The organism is Prochlorococcus sp. MIT 0603 (assembly GCF_000760215.1).
GTDB lineage: Bacteria > Cyanobacteriota > Cyanobacteriia > PCC-6307 > Cyanobiaceae > Prochlorococcus_E.
In genome coordinates, this window is sequence record NZ_JNAW01000002.1 from 372,663 (window position 1) to 395,001 (window position 22,339).

The following is a 22,339-nucleotide window of genomic DNA, read 5'->3' on the forward strand; positions in this document are numbered from 1 at the left end:
CGTATGTCAAAGCGAAGAAATCTCAAGAAAGAAAAGCAAGAAAGAAATCGTGCTTATGCAAGGAAGTTTAAAAAACGTAAACTTCGTGAAAATGGTTCGGGGGCAGGTAATGGAGTTACTGGAACTGCTAATAATGGAGGAGCAGCTGATTAAGACGATTGATTACTCTCTCTACTTAGGATTTTGGTAACTTAACCATAGTGCTCTGATATGAATTAATTGTTTTTCAATCTTGGCTTCTATTTAGCATGTTCATAAGTGTCGTCATACCCACATATAATCGATTGCAAATTCTTGAGAAGTGTCTAACTGCCCTTGAGAGTCAAAAATCATCAAATTCCTTCGATGATTATGAAGTAATTGTTGTAGATGATGGTTCCACAGATGGAACATATCAATGGCTGGAAAGGAATTCAGAATTATTCCCTCATTTAATTTTAACCAAGCAAGATCATGGAGGTCCTGGATTAGGGAGGAATAAGGGTGTCGAGCAATCTAGGGGAGATGTCATAGTTTTTATTGATAGTGATTTGGTTGTTACAGACTCTTTTCTTGCAAACCATGCTTTCTGTCTGCAGAGAGCATGGCGAAGGAGAGGGGATAGGCTTTGTTTTACTTATGGTGCAGTTATAAATACTGCTGATTTTCAAAACCCCACATCAGAAAGAAAAAAAATAAGAGATCTTTCATGGGCTTACTTTGCTACTGGGAACGTAGCTATTGATAAAAACTTATTAGAAGAATCTGGCCTTTTTGACCCTGCATTTAAATTATATGGTTGGGAAGATTTGGAATTAGGGGAACGCCTTCGACAATTTGGTACAGAATTAATCAAATGTCCAAAGGCAGTCGGATATCATTGGCACCCGCCTTTATCACTTGATCAGATCCCTTCGTTAATTCAAGTTGAGATTGAAAGAGCCAAAATGGCTATGGTCTTTTATCGAAAACATCCTAGTAATCGGGTACGTTTTATTATCCAATTCACTTTGTTCCATAGATTTCTTTGGGAGACTTTGTCTTTAGGTGGGATTATAAATGAGGTAACACTTAGGCCGGTATTGAAGTATTTGATTCGGAGAGGTTTCTCAGGATTTGCGATGGAATTATTACGAATCCCCTTAAACCTTATTGGTGTGAGGCAGATTTTCCGGGAAGCCAGATTGAAAAGATAATTTTGTAGATCATTTGCTAAATTACCTAAGTAAATAAATCTCCGCACATCTGACTGTTTCGGGTGATCAGACTTTTATAAAAAGCTTTGATTCCCTGTCAGATGGAGGCAAACCCGAAACCCTTTAAAAATGGCTGTTGTTACTCTTTCAGAGATGATGGAGGCTGGTGCACACTTTGGTCACCAGACTCGAAGATGGAATCCTAAAATGTCACGCTATATATATAGCGCTAGAAATGGAGTTCATATTATAGATCTAGTTAAAACAGCAATATGCATGAATAATGCATATAAATGGACTAGAAATGCAGCCAAAAGTGGAAAGAGGTTTTTATTTGTTGGGACTAAAAAGCAAGCATCAGAAGTTGTAGCTCAAGAAGCTGCAAGATGTGGAGCTTCTTACGTAAATCAACGATGGCTTGGTGGAATGCTCACCAATTGGACAACAATGAAGGCTCGAATAGATCGTCTTAAGGATCTTGAGCGGATGGAATCAAGTGGAGCGATAGCAATGAGACCTAAGAAAGAAGCATCTGTCTTAAGGCATGAGTTAGAAAGACTTCGGAAGTATCTTGGTGGTTTAAAAGGTATGAAGCGCTTGCCAGATGTTGTTGTTTTAGTTGATCAGCGTAGAGAAACAAATGCTGTGTTAGAAGCTAGGAAATTAGACATCCCCCTTATCTCAATGCTAGATACCAATTGTGATCCAGATTTATGTGAGGTGCCTATTCCTTGTAATGATGATGCAGTTAGATCTGTGCAGCTTGTTTTAGGTAGACTCGCTGATGCTATCAATGAAGGTCGACATGGTTCAAATGATCAAAGAGGAAGACAGAGATATTAAGAGAAAAGCTTTAGGGTTTATATCTGTGCTGTTACCCTAATTTCAAAAATAACGACAGATTTTTCACCCTTCACATTAAAAAAATGGCTGATATCACAGCAAAACTTGTTAAAGATCTTAGAGATAAGACAAGTGCAGGAATGATGGATTGTAAAAAGGCATTGGCAGAGTCTGATGGAGATATGTCAAAAGCAATTGAATGGCTTCGTCAAAAAGGCATAGCTAGTGCCGAGAAGAAGTCCGGCCGTGTTGCCGCTGAGGGAGCAATAGGCAGTTATATCCATACAGGTGCAAGAGTGGGAGTTCTTATAGAATTGAATTGTGAAACTGATTTTGTTGCTCGTGGAGATTTATTTCAGGGACTTTTAAGAGATGTTGCTATGCAAGTTGCTGCTTGCCCTAATGTTGAATACGTAAAAGTAGAAGATATCCCAAACGATATAGTTGAAAAGGAAAAAGCTATAGAGATGGGAAGAGATGATTTGGCTGGCAAGCCTGATCAAATTAAAGCAAAGATCGTAGAAGGAAGAATATCTAAAAGATTAAAAGAACTTGCTTTAATAGAACAACCTTTTATTAAGGATAGTTCTATTACTGTTGAACAACTTGTAAAACAAGTTGCAGGAAAGCTAGGTGAGAATTTGAGAGTTCGAAGATTTACACGTTATACACTGGGTGAAGGGATCAATGTAGAAGACTCAGATTTTGCAGCAGAGGTAGCTTCAATGTCTACTTGAATATTTTGGCCTTAAATTCACACAACAAGTCCTCTTTTGATCCCCTAAAGCAGTTAGAGCTTTTGAATACTAAATGTGTATCTTTATCTTCAGATATATATAAAATTAATAGCTTTTACTTGTCATTGATTAGATCAATGCTTCCTGATGTGGTTAAAGAGGCGGTTCTTCATTTGATTTTATCTACACAGAACAATTCAAGATCTTTATCTATTGATAATTCAAATACTTCATTTTTAGAGAAAATAGATGAAACTTTGTCCAAGCATCTATCTTATTTGACTCTCCAGAATTTACTACTCTTCTCTGAAAAATTAGAAAAGCAAAAGCAAAAGCAAAAGCAAAAGGATGTAAAGAGATTGCTTCTTTCTAACAAGGATTTGTTAGAGAAAGATCAATTTGATTCATCATCAAATTCAGAAAATTATAACAGTTCCTTAGATCTTAGCTTGGATTTGCCAACTGAAAATAAAATTGATTTTACAAGATGGAATTTATCCAGTGAAAAATTACATTCGTGTAATTATAATTATGAAAATACATTGGATTTATTTGTAGGTGAGGATGAAGAAATTGTAGAAGTTGAAACGGAGGAAGGAAGCCTAGAATCTAATGATTTATCTTCAAGTGAAAAAGATTTAGACCTTGTAAAGTCTATTTTTCTGGTCGCTAGTAATATGTTTGCATCGAAGACAAATACAACAAAACATATAAATAAAAATGACTCGTTATTAGATCCCAAAGATAAAAATGTCCAGGTGGAGGATTCTTTACCAAGCGAGCCAGAGGAACTTTTCAAATGGATGTCTTGTATTGACTTAGCTCTTAACAGGACATTGAGGGATCTCTCTCATTCAATAAATATTGAGTTGATCAAGATAGGAGTTATTAATAGTTTTATTCCTACGAATCTTTTAGATGCAGTTATTGCAGGGCAAGTGGCATCTGTGCATGCACCTTCTAATATTCTTAGATTACGGTTGCCTATGTCACCTGCGTTAGATAATGAAATAGATATTGAATGCCTCTTAATTCGACCGTCTGAATTAGAATTTGATCATTTAAAGCTTAAGCAATGTAGGCAGCAAATCACAGAACAACGTAATAGCCTGATCAAAATGATGCGCCAACAACGTTATTGGCAAAACAGATCCCTTGCAAACGATGTTAGAGAGCAGTGGTTGAAGAATACTCAGACAAACAAACAGATAAAAAGGTCTTAAGGCTTATAAATGAGCTGAAAGATTGGATTAGGCCTTTGCAACAGGCTTTGACAGTGGAAGCTGAGAATGAATTCAGAAATTTAGATGGAAGAAATGAATGCTTTAATTCTTTCTTGAGTAGAGAAATAAAAGGATTCAAATCATCTCTTTTCTCAGGAGATGTCAATAAAGCTCTTATTGATTTGGCCGCATCGTATGAAGACTATTCTTCATTGGAGTTGTCTAAAAGACGTAGACTTGTAATTGATACAAGGAAATTTCTTCACCTTTTAAGTAATAAGTATGAATCGCCCCCCTCGTTTGCTCCTCCTAAATTAAAAATAGCTAATTCAGTTGACTCAGGACAATTGCAAGATAGTCGAACTCTCAAGGCTCTTTCTCTTAATAGTTCTATAGGACATATAAAGGGCGTTGGAACGAGAATGATTGAATGTTTTAAGGCTTTAGGAATAATTACTGTGAAAGATCTTCTTTTGCATTACCCAAGAGATTACGTGGATTATTCAGCCCTTAAGCGAATTATATCTTTGGAGCCTGGTGAAACAGCTACTGTTGTAGCAACAATAAGACGTACCAGCTCTTTTACAAGTCCACGTAATCCGAATTTGTCTATTCTTGAATTACAATTGGAGGACATCACAGGTCGAGTCAAAGTAACCAAATTCTTTGTTGGAAAGAGGTTTAGTAATAGATCTTTTCTTAAAAGGCAGGAATCTTTGTATCCCAAAGGATCATTGGTGGCAATTAGCGGCTTGGTCAAGTCTTCAAGTAGTTTTGGCAAGTCATTTAGTGATCCGTTAATAGAAATCTTAGAAAGCAATTATTCAGTTGTTAAATCAAGAGGTATTGGTAGGATTTTGCCTATTTATCATTTAACAGAAGGCCTTTCTGCAGAACGAATTCGGGGTTTTGTCTATTCAGTAATTTCATTGTCACGTACATGGGAAGACCCTTTGCCTATAGATAGCATTAATTCACTCTCGTTGTTAAAGAAAAGTGATGCCATTTATCAAATACATAAGCCAATAACTCAACAATCTCTGAAAGAGGCAAAAAGAAGACTTGTCTTTGATGAATTTCTTTTCCTTCAACTTGGTCTTCTCAAACGCAGAAGAGCACTTGAGAGATATAAGGCACCAGTTTTATCAAATCATAATGAAAAAACTGGATTGGCAAAGAAGTTTTTATCTCTTTTACCTTTTTCTTTAACAAGATCACAACAACATGTTCTTAATCAAATTGAGTCAGATCTCGCCTTGTCAAAACCAATGTCTCGTTTAGTCCAAGGAGATGTGGGAAGTGGTAAAACTGTTGTAGCAATTGCTGCACTTTTAAAGGCTGTTGAGTCAGGTTGGCAAGGTGCTTTTATGGCTCCAACTGAGGTCCTTGCTCATCAGCATTATTTAACTCTCTGTAAATGGATGCCGCAATTACATGTCACAGTTGAATTGCTTACGGGGTCAACCTCTTCCTCTGACAGGAAAAGAATTGAGATTGATTTGGCGACGGGTAACTTGAAAATAATTGTAGGGACTCATGCTCTCATTGAAAACAAGGTCTCTTTTGCGCGCTTAGGACTTGTGGTTGTAGATGAGCAACATAGGTTTGGTGTCAATCAAAGGAATCTTTTGCTTAATAAAGGGCTGCACCCTCATCTCCTTACCATGACAGCAACACCAATACCTCGTACATTAGCTCTTTCAATTCATGGCGACTTAGATGTCAGCCAAATCACTGAGCTACCACCAGGTAGAACCCCAATAAAGACTCTTCTCCTTCGAGATTCAGAAAGGAACAAAGCATATGAAATTATTGAGGAAGAAATTAAGTTGGGACGACAAGCATATGTAGTATTACCTTTGGTAGACGAATCAGATAAGTTGAAATTACGTTCAGCTATAGACGTATATCATGATTTATCTACAGATATTTTTTCTAATTATGAGGTCGGCTTATTGCATGGACGTATGAATAGCCTTGATAAGAAGAATGTCATTAATAGATTTTCAAATAATGCAATCCAGGTACTTGTTTCTACTACTGTTATAGAAGTTGGTGTAGATGTTCCATTGGCTACTGTAATGGTTGTTGACCATGCTGATAGATTTGGCCTTTCGCAATTACATCAATTGCGTGGCCGAGTTGGGAGAGGATCTGCGAGCTCTAAATGCATCCTAATTGATACTTCTGCAACAAATGCAACACGAAACAGGTTAGAAGTGCTTGTTCAATCAAATGATGGTTTTGCCATATCAGAAATTGATCTACGCTTACGTGGTCCAGGACAAGTTTTAGGCACACGCCAATCTGGCTTGCCTGATTTTGCATTGGCTAACCTTGTTGACGATGAAGGCATACTTGAATGTGCTCGTGATGAAGCTGCAAGAATTTTAAAAAAAGATCCAAACTTGATTGAAAATAATTTACTTAGAGAGATGTTGGATGAATATTGGGACCGTCTTGTTTCAAGGACACAACTTAATTAATAAAATAATTAAAAAAAATTATTTTTGGTCATTTTACTGATTGTGGATATAACCTGGGTTTAAGCAAAATCTCCTTTTAAGGGATTAACAACTTACCTCTATAGTTTTGTGTAGTGTTAAGAGCATGGAATAAGATCCCTATCCTTTATTCAAAGGAGCCATTAATTAGGTTGCCTGTTGAACTTTATTGCTTGGAGCCACATTCTTATAAATCTTTAGGTGCCCCCTATGGAGACTCTGTTTCTCCATGGATGTTGAGGGGCAATGTGGTTGATCGCTTGTTAGCAGCACAGAAACACCTTAAGGAAATTGATCGCCATTACTCTTTAGCAATTTTTGATGCTTGGCGACCTATAAGAGTTCAACAATTTATGTATGATTATGCAATTAATCAAGAATGTCTAGCGCGTGGAGTTAATAGAAAAGAGAATGCTAATTCACTTGAGTTAAAAGAAGTTTTTGAGACTGTTAGTAAATTCTGGGCGGAGCCTAGCTTGGACCTTGCATCTCCTCCACCCCATAGTACTGGTGGAGCTGTTGACTTGACAATTTCTTGTGCCAAGGGGATCCCTTTAGATATGGGAGGTGAAATAGATTGTATTGGACCAGTCTCAGAGCCAAATTATTATATTAGGCAAAAAGAATTTATAGATCATCCTGACTATTTGTTATGGCATTCTAGGCGTGTGCTTTTATCTGATGCTATGAAGAAATCTGGCTTTGTTCAACATCCCCATGAGTGGTGGCATTTTAGTTATGGAGATCAGCTTTGGGCTTGGGTGAAGAATTTGCAAGCTGCGCATTATGGAGCAGTAGAACCATGATTAAGCAATTGCATTATTGTTTTAGAATCCATGGAAGAAATATAATCTCCAAAACTTTTTGACACTCCAAATTGTTTCCAGTTAACAAATAATGGATTAAGTGTTGATTCTAGGTTGTCTAAATGCATTTTTTGAAGGTAAGGTCTCGCTAATCTTTTAAGATCAGGACTTCCTCCTAGCCAAAGCTGATATTGATTGATACCACTACCAACTAAAGCCAGCTCAGCCATGTAAGGTCGAGCACATCCATTTGGACACCCTGTCATCCTTAGCAGGATCGATCTATTTATCCCTAGACCTTTTAGTTGACTTTCTATTCTTTTGATTATTTTGGGTAAGAATCTCTCTGCTTCTGTAATTGCAAGACCACATAGAGGTAGTGCAGGACAAGCAATAGCTTGTCTTTTAATAGATTCTTTAAAGGGAGCAATATCTATACCTGCTCCTTTTAATTCATGATTTATTGATGAACGTTGAAAATCTCCAATATTACAAAGTAGGAGATCTTGGTTTGGAGTCAATCTAATTTCAAGTTGATATTTTTCAATTAGATGTCTAATTGTTTTCTTTAATGTTCCTGATAAACGACCTGAGTTTAGATGAATACCTAGAAACCAAAGCTGTTTGTTTTGTCTATTCCAGCCAAGGTAGTCTTTAAGCTTGGCTGGTGGCTCTTCTACAAGGTCATGTACACCTTTAAGGAAATATTTGGTAAAGAGTTTTTCTTTAAACCAATCAATTCCTTTGTTGTGAAGAAGATATTTCATGCGTGAATTCTTCCTTAACTTCCTGTTCCCATAATCTCTTTGTAGGGCAAGAATTGATTGGACTAATGGTAAAACATCTTTTCCTTCTATATAGCCAAGTGGATCAGCAATTCTTGCAAAGGTCGTATCGCTATTATGCATTCGTCCCATGCCCCCACCTACGTAGACATTGCACCCTTTTAATGTCCCATTGCTTTTCGTGAAGGCTACTAGGCCAATATCATGAGTCAAGAGATCTACTGAGTTATCGCCAGGGATGGTGACGGCACATTTGAACTTTCTAGGAAGATATGTTTCTCCGTATAAAGGCTCTTTTGACTGTCCACTGAATATGCCCTTGGACATTTGGTGTTTTCTTATTTCATTGACCTTTCTAGAATGTGAAATCTTGTAAGAAAGATCTCCATCTGCCCAAAGTTCCAGATAAGTGTTTTCGGCTGCTACAGGGGTTAGTAAGTTGGCAATTTCATTAGCTAATTTACGGGCAGTAGGATATCCATCATGTTCAAAGGGTGCGGCTGGTGCCATTACATTTCTATTTATGTCTCCACATGCAGCCAGTGTTGACCCCATGGATTTGATAATTGTATTTATTACTTCTTTTAGATTCTCTTTGCGAATGCCATGCATCTGAAAGGCTTGCCTTGTTGTAGCTCTAAGCGTTTGGTTCCCAAGACGCTCTGATAAGTTATCAAGGGCAATAAATAAGGGTGCTTGTATATATCCAGCTGGGCTTCTAAGTCGAAGCATCATTTGCCAATCTTTATCTGAGCCTTTGATTCTGTTTTCACGATTATCTTGTTGGTAGCTACCATGAAATTTCAGGAGTTGAACGGCATCATTTGAAAAGTGTGTTGATTCATTCTTTAGTTCTGAAAAAAGAGGTTCTCTAAGAAAATTGCTATCAGCTTTGAATTGTTCGAATTTGGAACGATCTTGTCCATTGGCAATGCAAGGAGACAGCTCAGTCTCCTTGCTCTCACAGTTTTTTGTACGTTCAGATGTCACGAATTGGCTTTTTTATAAGCTGTATCCAAGTTAATGATACTTTTTAATTGTATTTTCAATAAAGTGTTGTTGATCATCTTTTATTTTTGTGTCTAAGTTCTTACTTGAGATTGGTACTGAGGAGCTTCCTGCTGATTTTGCTAGATTAGTTGTTTCTCAGTTGGAAGAATTAATCTTAAGAGATCTTCAGCAGAATAGACTTGGGTTTAAATCAATTACGTGCTCTAGTACTCCTAGGAGAATTGCCGTAAATATAGACGATTTGGCTAATTGTTCAGATGATTTTGTAGAAGAACGTAAAGGCCCTCCTGCATCAAAAGCTTTTGAAAAAGGCTGCCCTACTGATGCTGCTAAAGGCTTTGCAAAGCGTTATGGGTTGTCTTTGGATGACTTGAAAACAAGGGAGACGCCAAAAGGTGAATTTGTTTTTGGGAACATCCTTAAGAAAGGAGAGCAAGCTGTTGATTTGATGGTTGAACTGATTCCTAAATGGATTAATTGTCTACAGGGAAGACGCTTTATGCGTTGGGGAGTTGGTGATATGAGATTTTCTCGTCCAGTGAGATGGATAGTTGCTCTTATTGATGACAAGGTATTAGATCTAATCATTACTGATGCAGATCCTCAAATCCGTAGTGGACGTTTAAGTAGGGGGCATAGACTTTATGAAAAAGAGATTTCTATTTCTTCTGCCACTTCATATGAGGGAACTCTTCGTAAAGCTGGAGTAATAGTTAATCGAAATGAAAGACATAATTTGATTCAAGACTTGGTAGAGAACTCCTGTGATGAGCTCAGTGCTCGAGCTGGTTTAACAAGTAAATTATTGGATGAGCTTACAGATTTAGTTGAGTTCCCATCTTTAATTATTGGACAATTTGACCAATCTTTTCTAGAGCTTCCTGCTGAAGTGCTTAGTACAGTGATGCAGGTTCATCAGCGATACATACCACTTTTTATTAGTAACCCGTTGATAGACCCACTTGCGTTAGATGCTAAGGGGATTTTGACCTCAAATTTTATTTGTGTAAGTAATAGTTTGCCAGACTCAAAGATACTTGTTAGGGATGGTAATGAAAGAGTGTTAAGGGCTAGATTTTCAGATGCAGAGTTCTTTATAAATATCGATCGATCTATTTCTAGTATTAGTCGAATAGATAAATTGAAGAAAGTAACTTTTGCAGATGGATTAGGCTCATTGTTTAATCGGGTGCAAAGAATCCAATGGCTTGCACAAATCTTTATTGATAATTTAGGAGAACAACTATCAGAGCAAGAATCCAGTGACTTAAAAAGAGCTGCTCATTTATGTAAGCATGATTTAGTTAGTCAGATGGTTGGTGAGTTTCCTGAATTACAAGGAATAATTGGAGCAAAATACCTTCTTGCTGAAGGAGAATCAAGAGATGTTAGCTTAGCTGTTCTTGAACAATATTTACCACGTGGATCTGGGAGTCAATTGCCTACATCATTCGCAGGATCAGCACTTTCGTTAATAGACAGATTTGAATTGTTGTTAAGTATATTTTTAAAAGGGGAAAGACCAAGTGGATCCTCAGATCCATATGCCTTGCGAAGATCTGCAAATGGCCTTCTCCAAATTATTTGGAAACAAGACTGGGATATAAGTTTATGTAATCTGCTTGAATGTTCAATAGATCATTGGCTAAAGCTTTTCCCTGAGATTAAGGTATCTGCTAAGGCCTTGCTTAATGATTTATTTGATTTCTTTCATCAGAGAATTATTAGTCTTCTTGAAGAGTCAGGTGTTGATATTGATATTGTCCATGCCGTGGCAGGAGAGTCGATATCTAAAGAACGCTTGCTTAACGACCCGACAGATGTTCTTAGAAGGGTAACCTTGTTGGAGGAAATGAGAGAGAATAAAATGCTTTCTGCCGTTCAATACGTAGTTAATCGAGCATCAAAACTTGCTGAAAAATCTACATTGGAATCTTCTCTTGTCAGTGCTTCAGAAGTTGTAAACCCTGACTTGTTTGAAAAGGAAAGCGAAAGAGCAATGTTGAATGTTGTTAATTCTCTTGAACCTATTGCTAAAAGTACTTCTATTGATAGGTACAAAAAATTGGCGGATGGGTTGGCTTCTGGCTCAGAAACTTTGTCAGAATTCTTTGATGGTGATCAGAGCGTTATGGTAATGGCGGCAGATGAAAGTGTACGAACTAATAGATTGAATTTATTATGTGTTTTAACTAATCAAGCTAAATTAATCGCGGATTTTGATCAGATCACGCATTAACTATTAAAAAATAACTTTCTTAACTGAACTTACTTTGATTTTTTAGCACCTACTTTGATTCCTCCTTTTATAGTGCTGATCTCAAGCATTTTGTTGACTTCTTTTTCGTCCCTAACTGTGCTAGGAACAGGTTTATAGGTCTTTGGAGCAAGGGCTCTCCCTCTTAAAACAGAGCCTAGAGTCATAAATGTAAGTTTTAACTGTTGTAAGGGTTTCATCGCTACGACAGTTTTATATAAATAGCTATCAAAAGTGAGACGTTGAACATCAAGGTCATCGCACATTTCGACAAATGCTTCTCTAGCCCCATCATTTGAATAAAAGATGTTTTGCAGGATTTCAAGAACCTTATAGGTTGCACCATATTTTTTATCCCATTTTTTTATATATTTCTTCAGGTCGTCTTCAGAGGGGATCTTGTTTCCTCCTTGACTGGCTTCTACTATCTCTTCTGCGCACATTCGGCCACTTTTAGCTGCGAAATAGATGCCTTCCCCAGAGCTTTTTGTAACATATCCTGCTGCATCACCCACTAACGCCATTCTCCCTACAACACGCCTAGGCCTTGGATGTTCTGGGATCGGGTGTGCCTCTACTTTTATAACCTCACCATTGACTAACCTTTTTTTTGCTCTTTCTCTTACACCTTCTTGTAGGTCTTTTATCAGAGATTGGTTTTTTTGCATTGTCCCTGTTCCTACTGCTACGTGATCATATTTAGGGAAGACCCATCCATAAAAGTCAGGGGAGACATCGGTTCCAACATACATTTCAGCTAAATCCTCGTAATAGCCCATCTCTTTTTCAGGTAGCTTGATTCTTTCTTGGAACGCTATAGCTACGTTATAGTCTCCTGCATCCATTGCTTTTGCTACTCGGCTATTTGCGCCATCTGCACCAATAATTAGATCAACTTCTAAAGTTTTGGGTTCTCCTTTAGATCCCCCATTAGAGTAATCAGAGTAACTTAAAGTATAAGGCCCTTGACGTTGAGAGCCGGTTTCTATTTTTGTAACCAGTCCGTTTACTAAGTTTGCCCCTAACTCAGCAGCTCTATCCCTCATAAAAGCATCCATTACTTCCCTTCTACACATACCTATGTATTCGTTGTCAGTTTCTCCATAAACCTTGTCAAGGCTTATATCAACTTCTCTGTTGGAGGGGGAAATCATACGCATATTCCTAACTTTGCGATCAATTATGGAATCAGGAAGATCAAATTCAGAAACCATACATAAGGGTATTGCTCCCCCACATGGTTTTGCATTATCAAGCTTCCTTTCAAAAATCCATGTTTTAATTCCTGCTTTTGCAAGGATTTCAGCTGCGCAGGAACCACTTGGCCCTCCACCGATTACAGCAACACGCAACATTTTTAGATGAAATCTTAATAGTCTTATTTTAAAACCTACATCAATAAGATTTACTGTATGAACTAGTTGACTAAGACCGTTACGATCGAAATAGTAAATTAATTTGTTTTTGTGCGGAGAGAAGAACGATCTCAAATTAATAATGTTGGTGAGATCCCACTTGCAAGAAGGTTTAAGCCGGTTAGAGGACTCTCTTCCACAAGGTTTAGATATCTTTTAGTCGCTCTGGTTTTTGTGACTCTAACTTCAGTTTTTATTACTATTCGCTCTAAATCTCTTCAGAAATTATCTATTTCTGTGCGGCAAAATCAACTCAATTCCTTGATTTCTGAAGACGGACTTTTGTTAGGACATTTCCCATATGCTGAAGCGCCTAAAAGCGATCTCATTTCAGTCTATCCAGGCTTAGAAGTTCATTATGATACTTTTGAAGCCTTGAAGAAAATGCGTGCTGCTGCTGCTGCTGATGGAATTAGCTTGGTTTTTTTAAGTGGGTTTCGTTCTTTAGACCTTCAAGGACAGATTTTTTATGAAAATAAATCCATTAGAAATCAAATTGCTATTGAGCGGGCAAAGGTTTCTGCACCACCGGGATATTCTGAACACAGTACAGGTTATGCAATTGATTTAGGTGATGGAACTATGAGAGGAACCGATTTTGAAGTTACGTTTGAAGATACACCTGCTTTTAAATGGTTGAAAAAATATGCAGCTAAATACCATTTTGTTCTTTCATTTCCTAAGGGTAATTCACAAGGTGTGAGCTACGAGCCTTGGCATTGGAGATTTGAAGGCACAGTTGATGCTTTAAGGGAATTTGAACCTGCTAATAACAGGCAGCGCATGGAAAGAAACTCAAGAAGTTATTAGCTTTTTTGCATAAAGGTGCACATTTTGGGATATTCTTCAATTTCTATGCTTTAAGGTATTTCTTCTTCTTAGAGCTGTTTTTTCATGATTTCTAATCAACAAGCTCTTAGGAATATTGCAATCGTTGCACATGTTGACCATGGAAAAACAACGCTTGTAGATGCTCTTCTTGGTCAATCAGGCATATTTAGAGAAAATGAAGAGGTTCCAACATGTGTAATGGATTCAAATGACTTGGAACGAGAAAGAGGAATTACGATACTTTCTAAAAACACAGCAGTTATTTACAACGATACAAGGATAAATATTGTTGACACCCCAGGGCATGCTGATTTTGGTGGGGAAGTTGAAAGAGTCTTAGGGATGGTGGATGGCTGTTTGTTAATTGTAGATGCTAATGAAGGACCTATGCCTCAAACTAGATTTGTTTTGAAAAAGGCTCTTGAGCAAGGGCTTAGGCCAATAGTATTTGTTAATAAAATCGACAGAGCAAGGGTTGACCCAGAAACTGCTGTAGATAAAGTTTTAGATCTCTTTATTGAACTAGGCGCTGACGATGATCAATGCGACTTTCCTTATTTGTTTGGTAGTGGGATAGGTGGTTATGCGAAACCAGATATGTCAACTCAGAGTGAAAATATGAAACCTCTTTTTGATGCCATTCTTCGCCATGTACCCCCTCCTATTGGCGATGAAACTAAGCCTTTGCAATTACAAATTACTTCGCTAGATTACTCTGATTTTCTTGGAAGAATTATCATCGGAAGAGTTCATAATGGTGTCATTCGAAGTGGAGAAAGAGCTTCTCTAATTAAAGAAAATGGGAAACTAAAGCAAGGAAGGATTTCTAAATTGATGGGATTCGAAGGTTTGCAAAGAATAGAAATCGATCAAGCATACGCTGGCAATATTGTTGCTGTAACTGGCTTTGACGATGTAAATATAGGAGAAACAATAGCTTGCCCTGATGAGCCAAAGGCACTCCCTTTGATTAAAGTTGATGAGCCAACTCTTCAGATGACATTTGTTGTTAATGATTCTCCTTTTGCGGGAAAAGAAGGGAAATTTGTTACAAGTAGGCAGTTAAGAGAGAGATTGTTTAAAGAGTTGCTTACCAATGTGGCTTTACGTGTTGAAGAGACAGATTCCCCTGATCGTTTTGCGGTATGCGGTCGGGGAGAACTTCATTTGGGTATATTAATTGAGACAATGAGAAGGGAAGGATATGAATTCCAGGTTTCTCAACCCCAAGTAATTTTTCGCACTATTGATGAAATTTTATGTGAACCATTGGAAACATTGGTGTTAGATGTGCCTGAAGAATCAGTAGGAACATGTATAGAGAAACTTGGCTCGAGAAAAAGTGAAATGCAAAATATGTTTAATACAAATGATGGGAGAACTCAATTGGAATTCCTTATTCCTTCAAGAGGCTTGATTGGTTTTAGGGGTGAATTTATTAGAGCAACTAGAGGAGAAGGTATTATGAGTCATTCCTTCTTTGAATATCGGCCAATGCTAGGAGATTTTGAAACAAGAAGGAATGGCGTCTTGATTTCTTTTGAAGAGGGTGTTTCTACCTTCTACTCTTTAAAGAATGCTGAAGATCGTGGACAGTTCTTTATAAATCCAGGAACTAATGTTTATAAAGGAATGATAATTGGAGAACATAACCGACCTCAGGATTTAGAAATTAACATATGTAAGTCAAAGCAACTTACTAATATGAGATCAGCTGGTGCAGATGAATTAGATAGTTTACAATCACCTGTTGATATTACTTTAGAACGAGCCCTTGAATACATCGGACCTGGAGAAATGCTTGAAGTTACACCTGAATCAATAAGATTAAGAAAAATGCCAGTAAAGAAACATAGTAAGCGCTAATCTGTAAATGAAGAGATTTTCAGATGATGATCTTGAATTTCAACATGCTGTAGATTTGTTTAATAATCAAGACTGGTATATAGCCCATGATGCATTCGAGGACATATGGCATAATACACTTGGCTTTGAAAGAATAACAGTACAGGCTATTTTACAAATAGCGGTTGCTCAAATTCATCTCTCAAATGAGAATCTTTCTGGAGCAACAATCCTATATGGAGAAGCTTTTGGACGTTTAAAAAATAACAAAGCACATGATTTAGGATTAGATATGAAAAGCCTGATGAATGTTGTTGAGAAAAGACTTAAATTATTGCAAGAGGGTGAGATGCTAGAGAAATGTTCTGAGCCTAAACTTATTAAAAGAATAATTTAATATCTATTAGTTATTTAACTATTCCAATCTATATTAAGTCATTTTTAGTTCTGCTTTAAATAATTAGTTTGATCTAATATATTTTGAACTTTGTTGAATTTATTTCTACTTTGATCTTTACTAGGTTCAAAACTATGGCATTTATATATAGGATCGTAAAAACAATAGTTCCAATCTCCTTTTATGAGCCTTGTTCTTGACCATGTTTCATTAGCTCTGCAAGGAAAGGTGCTCGCTTCAGAAATTTCTTTGCAGGTCAAACCTGGAGAAGTTGTAGGGCTTTTGGGGCCTAACGGAGCTGGTAAGACTACTACCTTTAATTTATCTATTGGCCAATTGTCTCCTGACTCTGGACGTGTGCTTTTGGATGATCGTGAAGTCACAGGATTGTCTATGACTTATAGGGCTCGTTTGGGAATTGGATATCTTCCCCAAGAGGCTAGTGTTTTTAGAAATCTTTCTGTAAAGGAAAACCTTGACATCGCGCTTTCCCAAAGCTTTCCAAATCGCTTGCATCGTCGAATGCGTAGGGAACAAATAATTAATGAATTCAATTTAACCAACTTCATAGATCGATCTGGCTATAAGCTTTCTGGTGGAGAAAGGAGACGTTGTGAAGTCGCAAGAGCTCTAGCCTTAGGACGCAAAGGACCAAAGTTTTTGCTTCTTGACGAACCTTTTGCGGGTGTTGATCCTATGGCAGTCGTTGATTTGCAGAATCTTATACAAAAATTACGTATGGGGGGAATGGGTATTCTTATTACTGATCACAATGTTCGGGAGACATTGGCAATTACAGATCGTTCTTATATTCTTAGTGATGGAAGGATACTTGCTTCTGGTACTTCCTCTCAAATTTCAAATAATCCTTTAGTAAAGACTCATTACTTAGGAGAGGGATTTAAACTTTGATTAAGACTAACACTTATAAATATAATTTTGGCTTTTCTTTTTGGAAAACAATCTCGAATTTTATTTTGTCTAAATGGAGATTAATACCATTGCTTGATAGGTGGCTGATTAAGGAATTGTTGCCACCTTTCTTTTTCGCAATATCTGCTTTTACGGTCGTATCTTTATCAGTAGGCGTAATGCTTGATTTGGTTAGAAAAATAGTAGAATCAGGTCTGTCATTAAAATTTGCTGCCCAAGTCTTTCTTCTCAAGTTGCCTAGCTTTCTTGTAATATCTTTTCCAATGGCAATCCTAATGTCTACTTTACTTACATATAGTAGGCTTTCTTCTAATAGTGAGATTAAGGCGTTAAAAAGTATTGGTATATCAACAAAGAGAATAATTGCTTCTGCATTAGCTCTTGGAATATTGATGACGGGAATAACTTTTCTATTTAATGATTTAATTGTCCCTTCAGCCAATAAAAATGCTCAAGCAACTCTCCGAAAAGGTCTCGGAGTTTCTATTCATTCGGATTTTGTTAATGACATTATGTATTCCCGTTTTGGCAAGATCGTTGACCCTGTTTCTAATAATTCAATTGAAGGAATGACACATTTATTTTATGCAAAGGAGTTTCAGAATGGCCAAATGATTGATGTAACTGTTTTGGATCTTTCTAGGTTGGGTTATAAGCAAATGTTAGTAGCAAGGAAGGCTTTCTGGAATAATTCTGATGGTAATTGGGAATTTGAGGATGGTAAAATACTTACTATGTCTCCTAATGGTGGTTCTACTTCTATTAGTTTTGAGAATTATGTTTATCCTTTGGACTCTGGCCCAAATAAAATAGCGGAAATACCAAAGGATGCTAATTACATGACTTTATCGGATGCTTATAAAGCTGAGGAATTATATAGATTATCAGGAAATGTTAAAGAAGCCAGGCGAATGAAAGTTCGTATTCAGGAGAAATTTACATTACCGATGGCTTGCATAGTCTTTAGTTTAATAGGAGGTTCACTAGCATGTAGGTCAAATGCAAAAGCAAGTCAAAGCCAAGGATTTGCTTTAAGTATAATTTTAATTCTTTTGTATTACATATTAAGTTTTTCTTTTAGCTCTTTAGGTATTGCTGGGACAATAAGCCCTGTTGTAGGGGCTTGGTCTCCAATAGTTATTTCCATATCAGGGGGGCTTTATTTACTAAATAAAGCAAGTGTTTAGTTATAGAGCTATTTCTTATTACACATTCTGAGCTTCATGAGTTTATTGTTTTTTGAATCATATCTTTCGGATCCAGTAATAGCATTGGGTTCCTTAGCTTTTTTATTGCTTTTAATATCTTTACCAATAGCTTTATGGAACATTGGAGAAAAAATAAGCTCTCCTGTTATTCGTTTATTTGTTTCTATAGCCAACTTTGTTTTAACAGCACAGTTAATTCTCAGATGGTGGCAGTCCGGACACTTCCCCATAAGTAATCTTTATGAATCCTTATGCTTTCTAGTATGGGGATTTACACTGACCCAACTTTTGATTGAACGAATACTACCCTCTCCTTTAATTCAGGGCATTCTTACGCCTATTTCTCTATTAACAATTGCTTTCGCTAGTTTTGCTTTGCCTGATGAGCTTCAGGTTGCATCACCTTTAGTACCTGCACTCAAATCAAGTTGGCTGATTATGCATGTAACTGTCATTATGTGTAGTTATGCTGCATTAATTCTAGGTTCTTTACTTTCATTTGCAGTTTTAATTACAAATGATGGGAGGGGTCTTCAGCTAAGAGGCAATTCAATGGGGATAGGTGCTTTACGTGATGGAAATCAAAATAATACTTTAATTGAAAGTGTTGAAAATATTAGCCCAATTGTTTTCTCTCAATCTGAACAAATTGACAATCTAAGTTATAGAGTAATATCTCTTGGTTTTTTGCTTCTGACTTTTGGGTTAATAAGTGGAGCTGTTTGGGCAAATCAGGCATGGGGAAGTTGGTGGAGTTGGGATCCTAAAGAAACATGGGCTTTGATTTCATGGCTTGTTTATGCAGCATATCTTCATACAAGATTAAGCAGAGGTTGGCAGGGTAGAAGACCTGCTGTTATTGCTATTTTTGGTTTTTTTATAATACTTATATGTTATATAGGTGTAAATCTTCTTGGAATTGGTCTGCATAGCTATGGATGGTTTCTATAGCAGAATAAATATATTTAACTCTTTTCTAAAGTATTGCCATTCTGGGCATCTTTAGCAACTTTCCTAAGTGCATCACAGCCTTCTTTTAGGGATGGATATGCAAACATTCCACTACCTGCAATAAAGCAATTGGCACCAGCCGCGCAACATTGAGAAATTGTCCAATCTGCTTTAATTCCCCCATCTACTTCAATGTCAATGTCATAGTTATTCTCAATAATTATTTTTCTAAGATCCTTTATTTTGTTAATCATTGTTGGGATATAAGCTTGACCACCAAAGCCAGGGTTAACCGTCATAACTAGTACATGATCAACCATATCTAATACGTCTTTAACCATTTCCATTGGGGTATGGGGGTTTAGTGCAACAGATGGAGACCCCCCTAGTTGACGGATTCTTCCTAGTATTCGATGTAGGTGAACGTTTGCTTCGACATGAGCAATAACAACACCAGGCTCGTTATTTGGTCCTTTACTTGCATTTACATAAGCCTCAAGCATTGTCTCGCAGTTATATTGACTGACCATGAGTTGTGTCTCAAATGGGACATTGCAGTACTTTCTGCATGCTGAGATCATTTCTGGACCAAAGGTTAAATTTGGTACAAAATTCCCATCCATTACATCGAATTGAATTCGATCAACTCCTGCGCTCTCAAGGTCTTTTACGCATTGCCCCATGTTTGCCCAATCAGCAGGTAAAACAGATGGAATGATCTGTATTTGTCGATGTGCAGCTGTACTTGTTGAACTCATCACTTTTAAGTTGATTGTCATAGATTCTATTGATTGAACATACAACGCTAAAGGTATCTCCTCACACTGATAAACTTCTTTTCTCTTAGACAAAAAAGTAACACGGCATATTTTTGGTCAGAATTTTTCTTTGATCATTTATAGTTCTCCGGTTATGGGTTATTTTTTACCCGTCTTTTATTTCTTCTCAACAAGTTTCAAAAGTGGATCGCACTCTAATTCAGGAAATTCTCGAAGTTGTCGAACAGGCAGCTATAGCTTCTGCCGAACTAACAGGTTTGGGAAAAAAAGATGAAGCTGATGCAGCAGCAGTCGAGGCTATGCGAAAAAGAATGGGGACAATTCAGATGCAGGGGAGGATAGTTATCGGGGAAGGAGAGAGAGATGAGGCCCCAATGCTTTATATCGGTGAAGAGGTTGGAAGTGGTTCGGGCCCTGGTGTTGACTTTGCTGTAGATCCATGTGAGGGCACTAACCTTTGCGCTAATAATCAACGGGGCTCAATGGCTGTTCTGGCTGCTTCAGATAGAGGTGGTTTGTTTAATGCCCCCGACTTTTATATGAAGAAGCTTGCAGCCCCACCTGCTGCTAAAGGGAAAGTAGATATCCGCAAGTCTGCTACTGAAAATATCAATATTCTTAGTCACACTCTAGGTATGGCTATTAGTGAATTAACAATCGTGGTAATGGATAGGGCTAGGCATAAAGATTTAATTGCTGAAATTCGATCTACAGGTGCACGTGTTCAGCCGATTTCAGATGGAGACGTTCAAGCAGCAATTGCATGTGGCTTTGCTGGCACAGGTACACATTGTCTTATGGGCATTGGAGCAGCGCCTGAAGGCGTTATTTCAGCTGCTGCGATGAGAGCACTTGGTGGTCATTTTCAAGGGCAATTGGTCTATGATCCTGCTATTGCAATGACAAGTGAGTGGGCTGATTATACAAAAGAAGGCAATATTTCTAGGCTTAATGAAATGGGAATTACAGATATCGACAGGATCTACGAAGCTAATGAACTTGCTTCAGGTGATAATGTTGTTTTTGCAGGTAGTGGAATTACCGATGGACTTTTATTTAATGGAGTCAAGTTTGAAAAAGACTGTACTAGAACAAGTAGTCTTGTCATAAGTACTCTTGATGATACAGCGAGGTTTACTAATACAGTTCACATTAAAGATGGTGCAAAGAGTATTGCCTTGCATTGAAAATCATTTAATTGTTATTTGCAGAATTGACTTATGAACATTGCTGTTGTCGGTCTTAGTCATCGGACAGCACCTGTTGAAGTCCGAGAAAAACTCAGTATTTCTGATGAGCATATAAAAGGATCTTTTGAATCATTAAAATCAAAGGAACAAGTTCTTGAAGTGGCTATTCTTAGTACTTGCAATAGACTTGAAATATATGCCTTAGTTAAGAATCAAGAGTTAGGGATTTCTGCAATAAAGGAATTCCTAACTAAGCATTCTGGCTTAAGTCAGAATAAGTTGTACCCTCATTTATTTAACTTTAATCAATCAGAAGCTGTAAATCATTTAATGAGAGTTTCAGGTGGATTAGATAGCTTAGTTTTGGGCGAAGGACAAATACTTTCTCAAGTAAAAAAGATGGTTCGTTTAGGGCAAGAGCATCAATCTATAGGACCTATTTTTAATCGTTTACTTACTCAAGCTGTTAGTACTGGGAAAAGGGTTCGTTCTGAAACGAATTTAGGTACAGGTGCAGTATCTATTAGCTCAGCAGCTGTTGAACTGGCTCAACTTAAGTTAGGGCAATCATTGGGAAAAGATCAGTTGATCACTCTGGAATCTGAGAAAGTCACAGTAATTGGTGCAGGGAGGATGAGTCGACTTCTCTTGCAACACCTTCAGTCTAAAGGATGCTCTAAATTGACCCTTTTAAATAGAACTTTAAAGAGAGCGCAATCACTTGCTTCTGACTTCCCTGAATTAGAAGTTACATGCTCGCTTTTAGATGACCTAGAGAATTCACTTCAGTTATCAACTTTGGTTTTTACTAGTACAGCATCTGAATCACCAATTATTAATGCTGATCTTCTAAGGAAATTCAAAAGAAAAAAAGTTTTGCGATTAATTGATATTGGTGTCCCAAGGAATATTTCATCTGATGTTTCTGAGCTTGATGGCTTTGAGGCTCATGATGTAGATGATTTGCAAGAAGTAGTTGCCCGAAATCAGGATGCTCGTCAGCAAATGGCTCTTGAGGCAGAGGCTTTGATTAATGATGAGGCAAGAATCTTCTTGGAATGGTGGGCGAGTTTAGAGGCAGTACCAACAATCAACCGCTTAAGATCTGGTTTGGAATCAATACGAAAGGAAGAATTGCAGAAAGCTTTAAGTCGTATGGGACCAGATTTTTCTGCTAGGGAAAGGAAGGTTGTTGAAGCATTAAGCAAAGGCATTATTAATAAGATCCTTCATACTCCTGTAACAAATTTAAGAGCACCTCAGTCAAGCTCTCAAAGGAAAGAAGCCCTGAAGTTAGTTGAAGCCCTTTTTAATCTTGGTGTTTCAGAGAAAGATCAATAGTATTTTTTCTTTATGAGAAGCTTAGTTTCTGCATCCCTTGAGTTAACTGTCTATTTAGTGAGTTTTTGTAACCATCTTCAAGTAGGTTTGCAAAGTCTGTTTTTCAGG

Annotated in this window: 19 protein-coding genes; 16 read left to right on the plus strand and 3 right to left on the minus strand. The window is 37.4% G+C overall.

All coding sequences use genetic code 11. From position 1 onward, the window contains the following. The first annotated feature begins 3 nt into the window (after positions 1-3). From EV07_RS09615 to EV07_RS03840, 7 genes are all read left to right on the plus strand, one after another. Positions 4-153 (plus strand): hypothetical protein, encoded by a 150-nt coding sequence (locus EV07_RS09615; RefSeq protein ID WP_152557534.1) that lies wholly within the window; start codon positions 4-6, stop codon positions 151-153. A gap of 95 nt (positions 154-248) precedes the next feature. Further along, positions 249-1,175, plus strand: coding sequence for a glycosyltransferase family 2 protein (locus EV07_RS03815; RefSeq protein ID WP_036917475.1), 927 nt, complete (start codon positions 249-251; stop codon positions 1,173-1,175). A gap of 129 nt (positions 1,176-1,304) precedes the next feature. Further along, on the plus strand, positions 1,305-2,018 hold the full coding sequence (gene rpsB, locus EV07_RS03820; RefSeq protein ID WP_036917477.1) for a 30S ribosomal protein S2: 714 nt from the start codon (positions 1,305-1,307) through the stop codon (positions 2,016-2,018). A gap of 23 nt (positions 2,019-2,041) precedes the next feature. Further along, the gene (gene tsf, locus EV07_RS03825) at positions 2,042-2,755 is read left to right on the plus strand and encodes a translation elongation factor Ts (RefSeq protein WP_275040931.1); all 714 of its coding nucleotides are present in this window, start codon (positions 2,042-2,044) and stop codon (positions 2,753-2,755) included. Positions 2,756-2,892: 137 nt separating this feature from the next. Next, complete coding sequence (locus tag EV07_RS03830; RefSeq protein ID WP_193742707.1) at positions 2,893-3,978, plus strand: hypothetical protein; 1,086 nt, start codon at positions 2,893-2,895, stop codon at positions 3,976-3,978. Continuing rightward, positions 3,933-6,464 (plus strand): ATP-dependent DNA helicase RecG, encoded by a 2,532-nt coding sequence (gene recG / locus EV07_RS03835; RefSeq protein WP_036917482.1) that lies wholly within the window; start codon positions 3,933-3,935, stop codon positions 6,462-6,464. The genes EV07_RS03830 and recG overlap by 46 nt, the downstream gene beginning before the upstream one ends. Positions 6,465-6,634: 170 nt before the next feature. Continuing rightward, entirely contained in the window at positions 6,635-7,288 is a 654-nt protein-coding gene (locus EV07_RS03840; protein WP_081936957.1) for a M15 family metallopeptidase, read from the plus strand. On the opposite strand, the gene EV07_RS03845 is transcribed toward EV07_RS03840, so the two are convergent. Continuing rightward, positions 7,267-9,063 carry an NADPH-dependent assimilatory sulfite reductase hemoprotein subunit gene (locus EV07_RS03845; RefSeq protein ID WP_036917486.1) on the minus strand — a complete coding sequence of 599 codons (1,797 nt, stop codon included), beginning with the start codon at positions 9,061-9,063 and terminating at the stop codon, positions 7,267-7,269. The genes EV07_RS03840 and EV07_RS03845 overlap by 22 nt on opposite strands. Positions 9,064-9,151: 88 nt before the next feature. On the opposite strand from EV07_RS03845, the gene glyS reads away from it, so the two are divergent. Continuing rightward, positions 9,152-11,323: a glycine--tRNA ligase subunit beta gene (gene glyS, locus EV07_RS03850; protein ID WP_036917487.1), complete on the plus strand. Its 2,172-nt coding sequence runs from the start codon at positions 9,152-9,154 to the stop codon at positions 11,321-11,323. 29 nt (positions 11,324-11,352) lie between these two features. Here the strand turns inward: glyS and chlP are convergent, their stop codons facing one another. After that, a complete protein-coding gene (gene chlP, locus EV07_RS03855) occupies positions 11,353-12,696 on the minus strand; it encodes a geranylgeranyl reductase (RefSeq protein ID WP_036917489.1) in 1,344 nt (447 codons plus the stop codon). A gap of 234 nt (positions 12,697-12,930) precedes the next feature. Here chlP and EV07_RS03860 point away from each other — a divergent pair, with 234 nt between their 5' ends. The 6 genes from EV07_RS03860 to ccsB all read left to right on the plus strand — a co-directional run bounded on the left by EV07_RS03860 (position 12,931) and on the right by ccsB (position 18,921). Then, positions 12,931-13,566 carry a M15 family metallopeptidase gene (locus tag EV07_RS03860; protein WP_446727369.1) on the plus strand — a complete coding sequence of 212 codons (636 nt, stop codon included), beginning with the start codon at positions 12,931-12,933 and terminating at the stop codon, positions 13,564-13,566. A gap of 84 nt (positions 13,567-13,650) precedes the next feature. Then, positions 13,651-15,453, plus strand: a complete 1,803-nt coding sequence (typA, locus tag EV07_RS03865) for a translational GTPase TypA (RefSeq protein ID WP_036917492.1) — start codon at positions 13,651-13,653, stop codon at positions 15,451-15,453. 7 nt (positions 15,454-15,460) lie between these two features. Then, positions 15,461-15,829, plus strand: a complete 369-nt coding sequence (locus tag EV07_RS03870; protein WP_036917494.1) for a DUF309 domain-containing protein — start codon at positions 15,461-15,463, stop codon at positions 15,827-15,829. Between the two features lie 183 nt (positions 15,830-16,012). Beyond that, positions 16,013-16,741, plus strand: coding sequence for an LPS export ABC transporter ATP-binding protein (gene lptB, locus EV07_RS03875; protein ID WP_036917497.1), 729 nt, complete (start codon positions 16,013-16,015; stop codon positions 16,739-16,741). 65 nt (positions 16,742-16,806) lie between these two features. Beyond that, a complete protein-coding gene (locus EV07_RS03880; RefSeq protein ID WP_241433991.1) occupies positions 16,807-17,949 on the plus strand; it encodes an LptF/LptG family permease in 1,143 nt (380 codons plus the stop codon). Positions 17,950-17,985: 36 nt separating this feature from the next. Beyond that, entirely contained in the window at positions 17,986-18,921 is a 936-nt protein-coding gene (gene ccsB / locus EV07_RS03885; RefSeq protein WP_036917500.1) for a c-type cytochrome biogenesis protein CcsB, read from the plus strand. A 14-nt stretch (positions 18,922-18,935) separates the two neighbouring features. Here the strand turns inward: ccsB and rpe are convergent, their stop codons facing one another. Further along, positions 18,936-19,679, minus strand: coding sequence for a ribulose-phosphate 3-epimerase (gene rpe / locus EV07_RS03890; RefSeq protein WP_036918189.1), 744 nt, complete (start codon positions 19,677-19,679; stop codon positions 18,936-18,938). A gap of 203 nt (positions 19,680-19,882) precedes the next feature. On the opposite strand from rpe, the gene glpX reads away from it, so the two are divergent. After that, positions 19,883-20,887: a class II fructose-bisphosphatase gene (glpX, locus tag EV07_RS03895; protein WP_036917502.1), complete on the plus strand. Its 1,005-nt coding sequence runs from the start codon at positions 19,883-19,885 to the stop codon at positions 20,885-20,887. A 33-nt stretch (positions 20,888-20,920) separates the two neighbouring features. Further along, entirely contained in the window at positions 20,921-22,231 is a 1,311-nt protein-coding gene (locus tag EV07_RS03900) for a glutamyl-tRNA reductase (protein WP_036917504.1), read from the plus strand. The last annotated feature ends 108 nt before the right edge of the window (positions 22,232-22,339 follow it).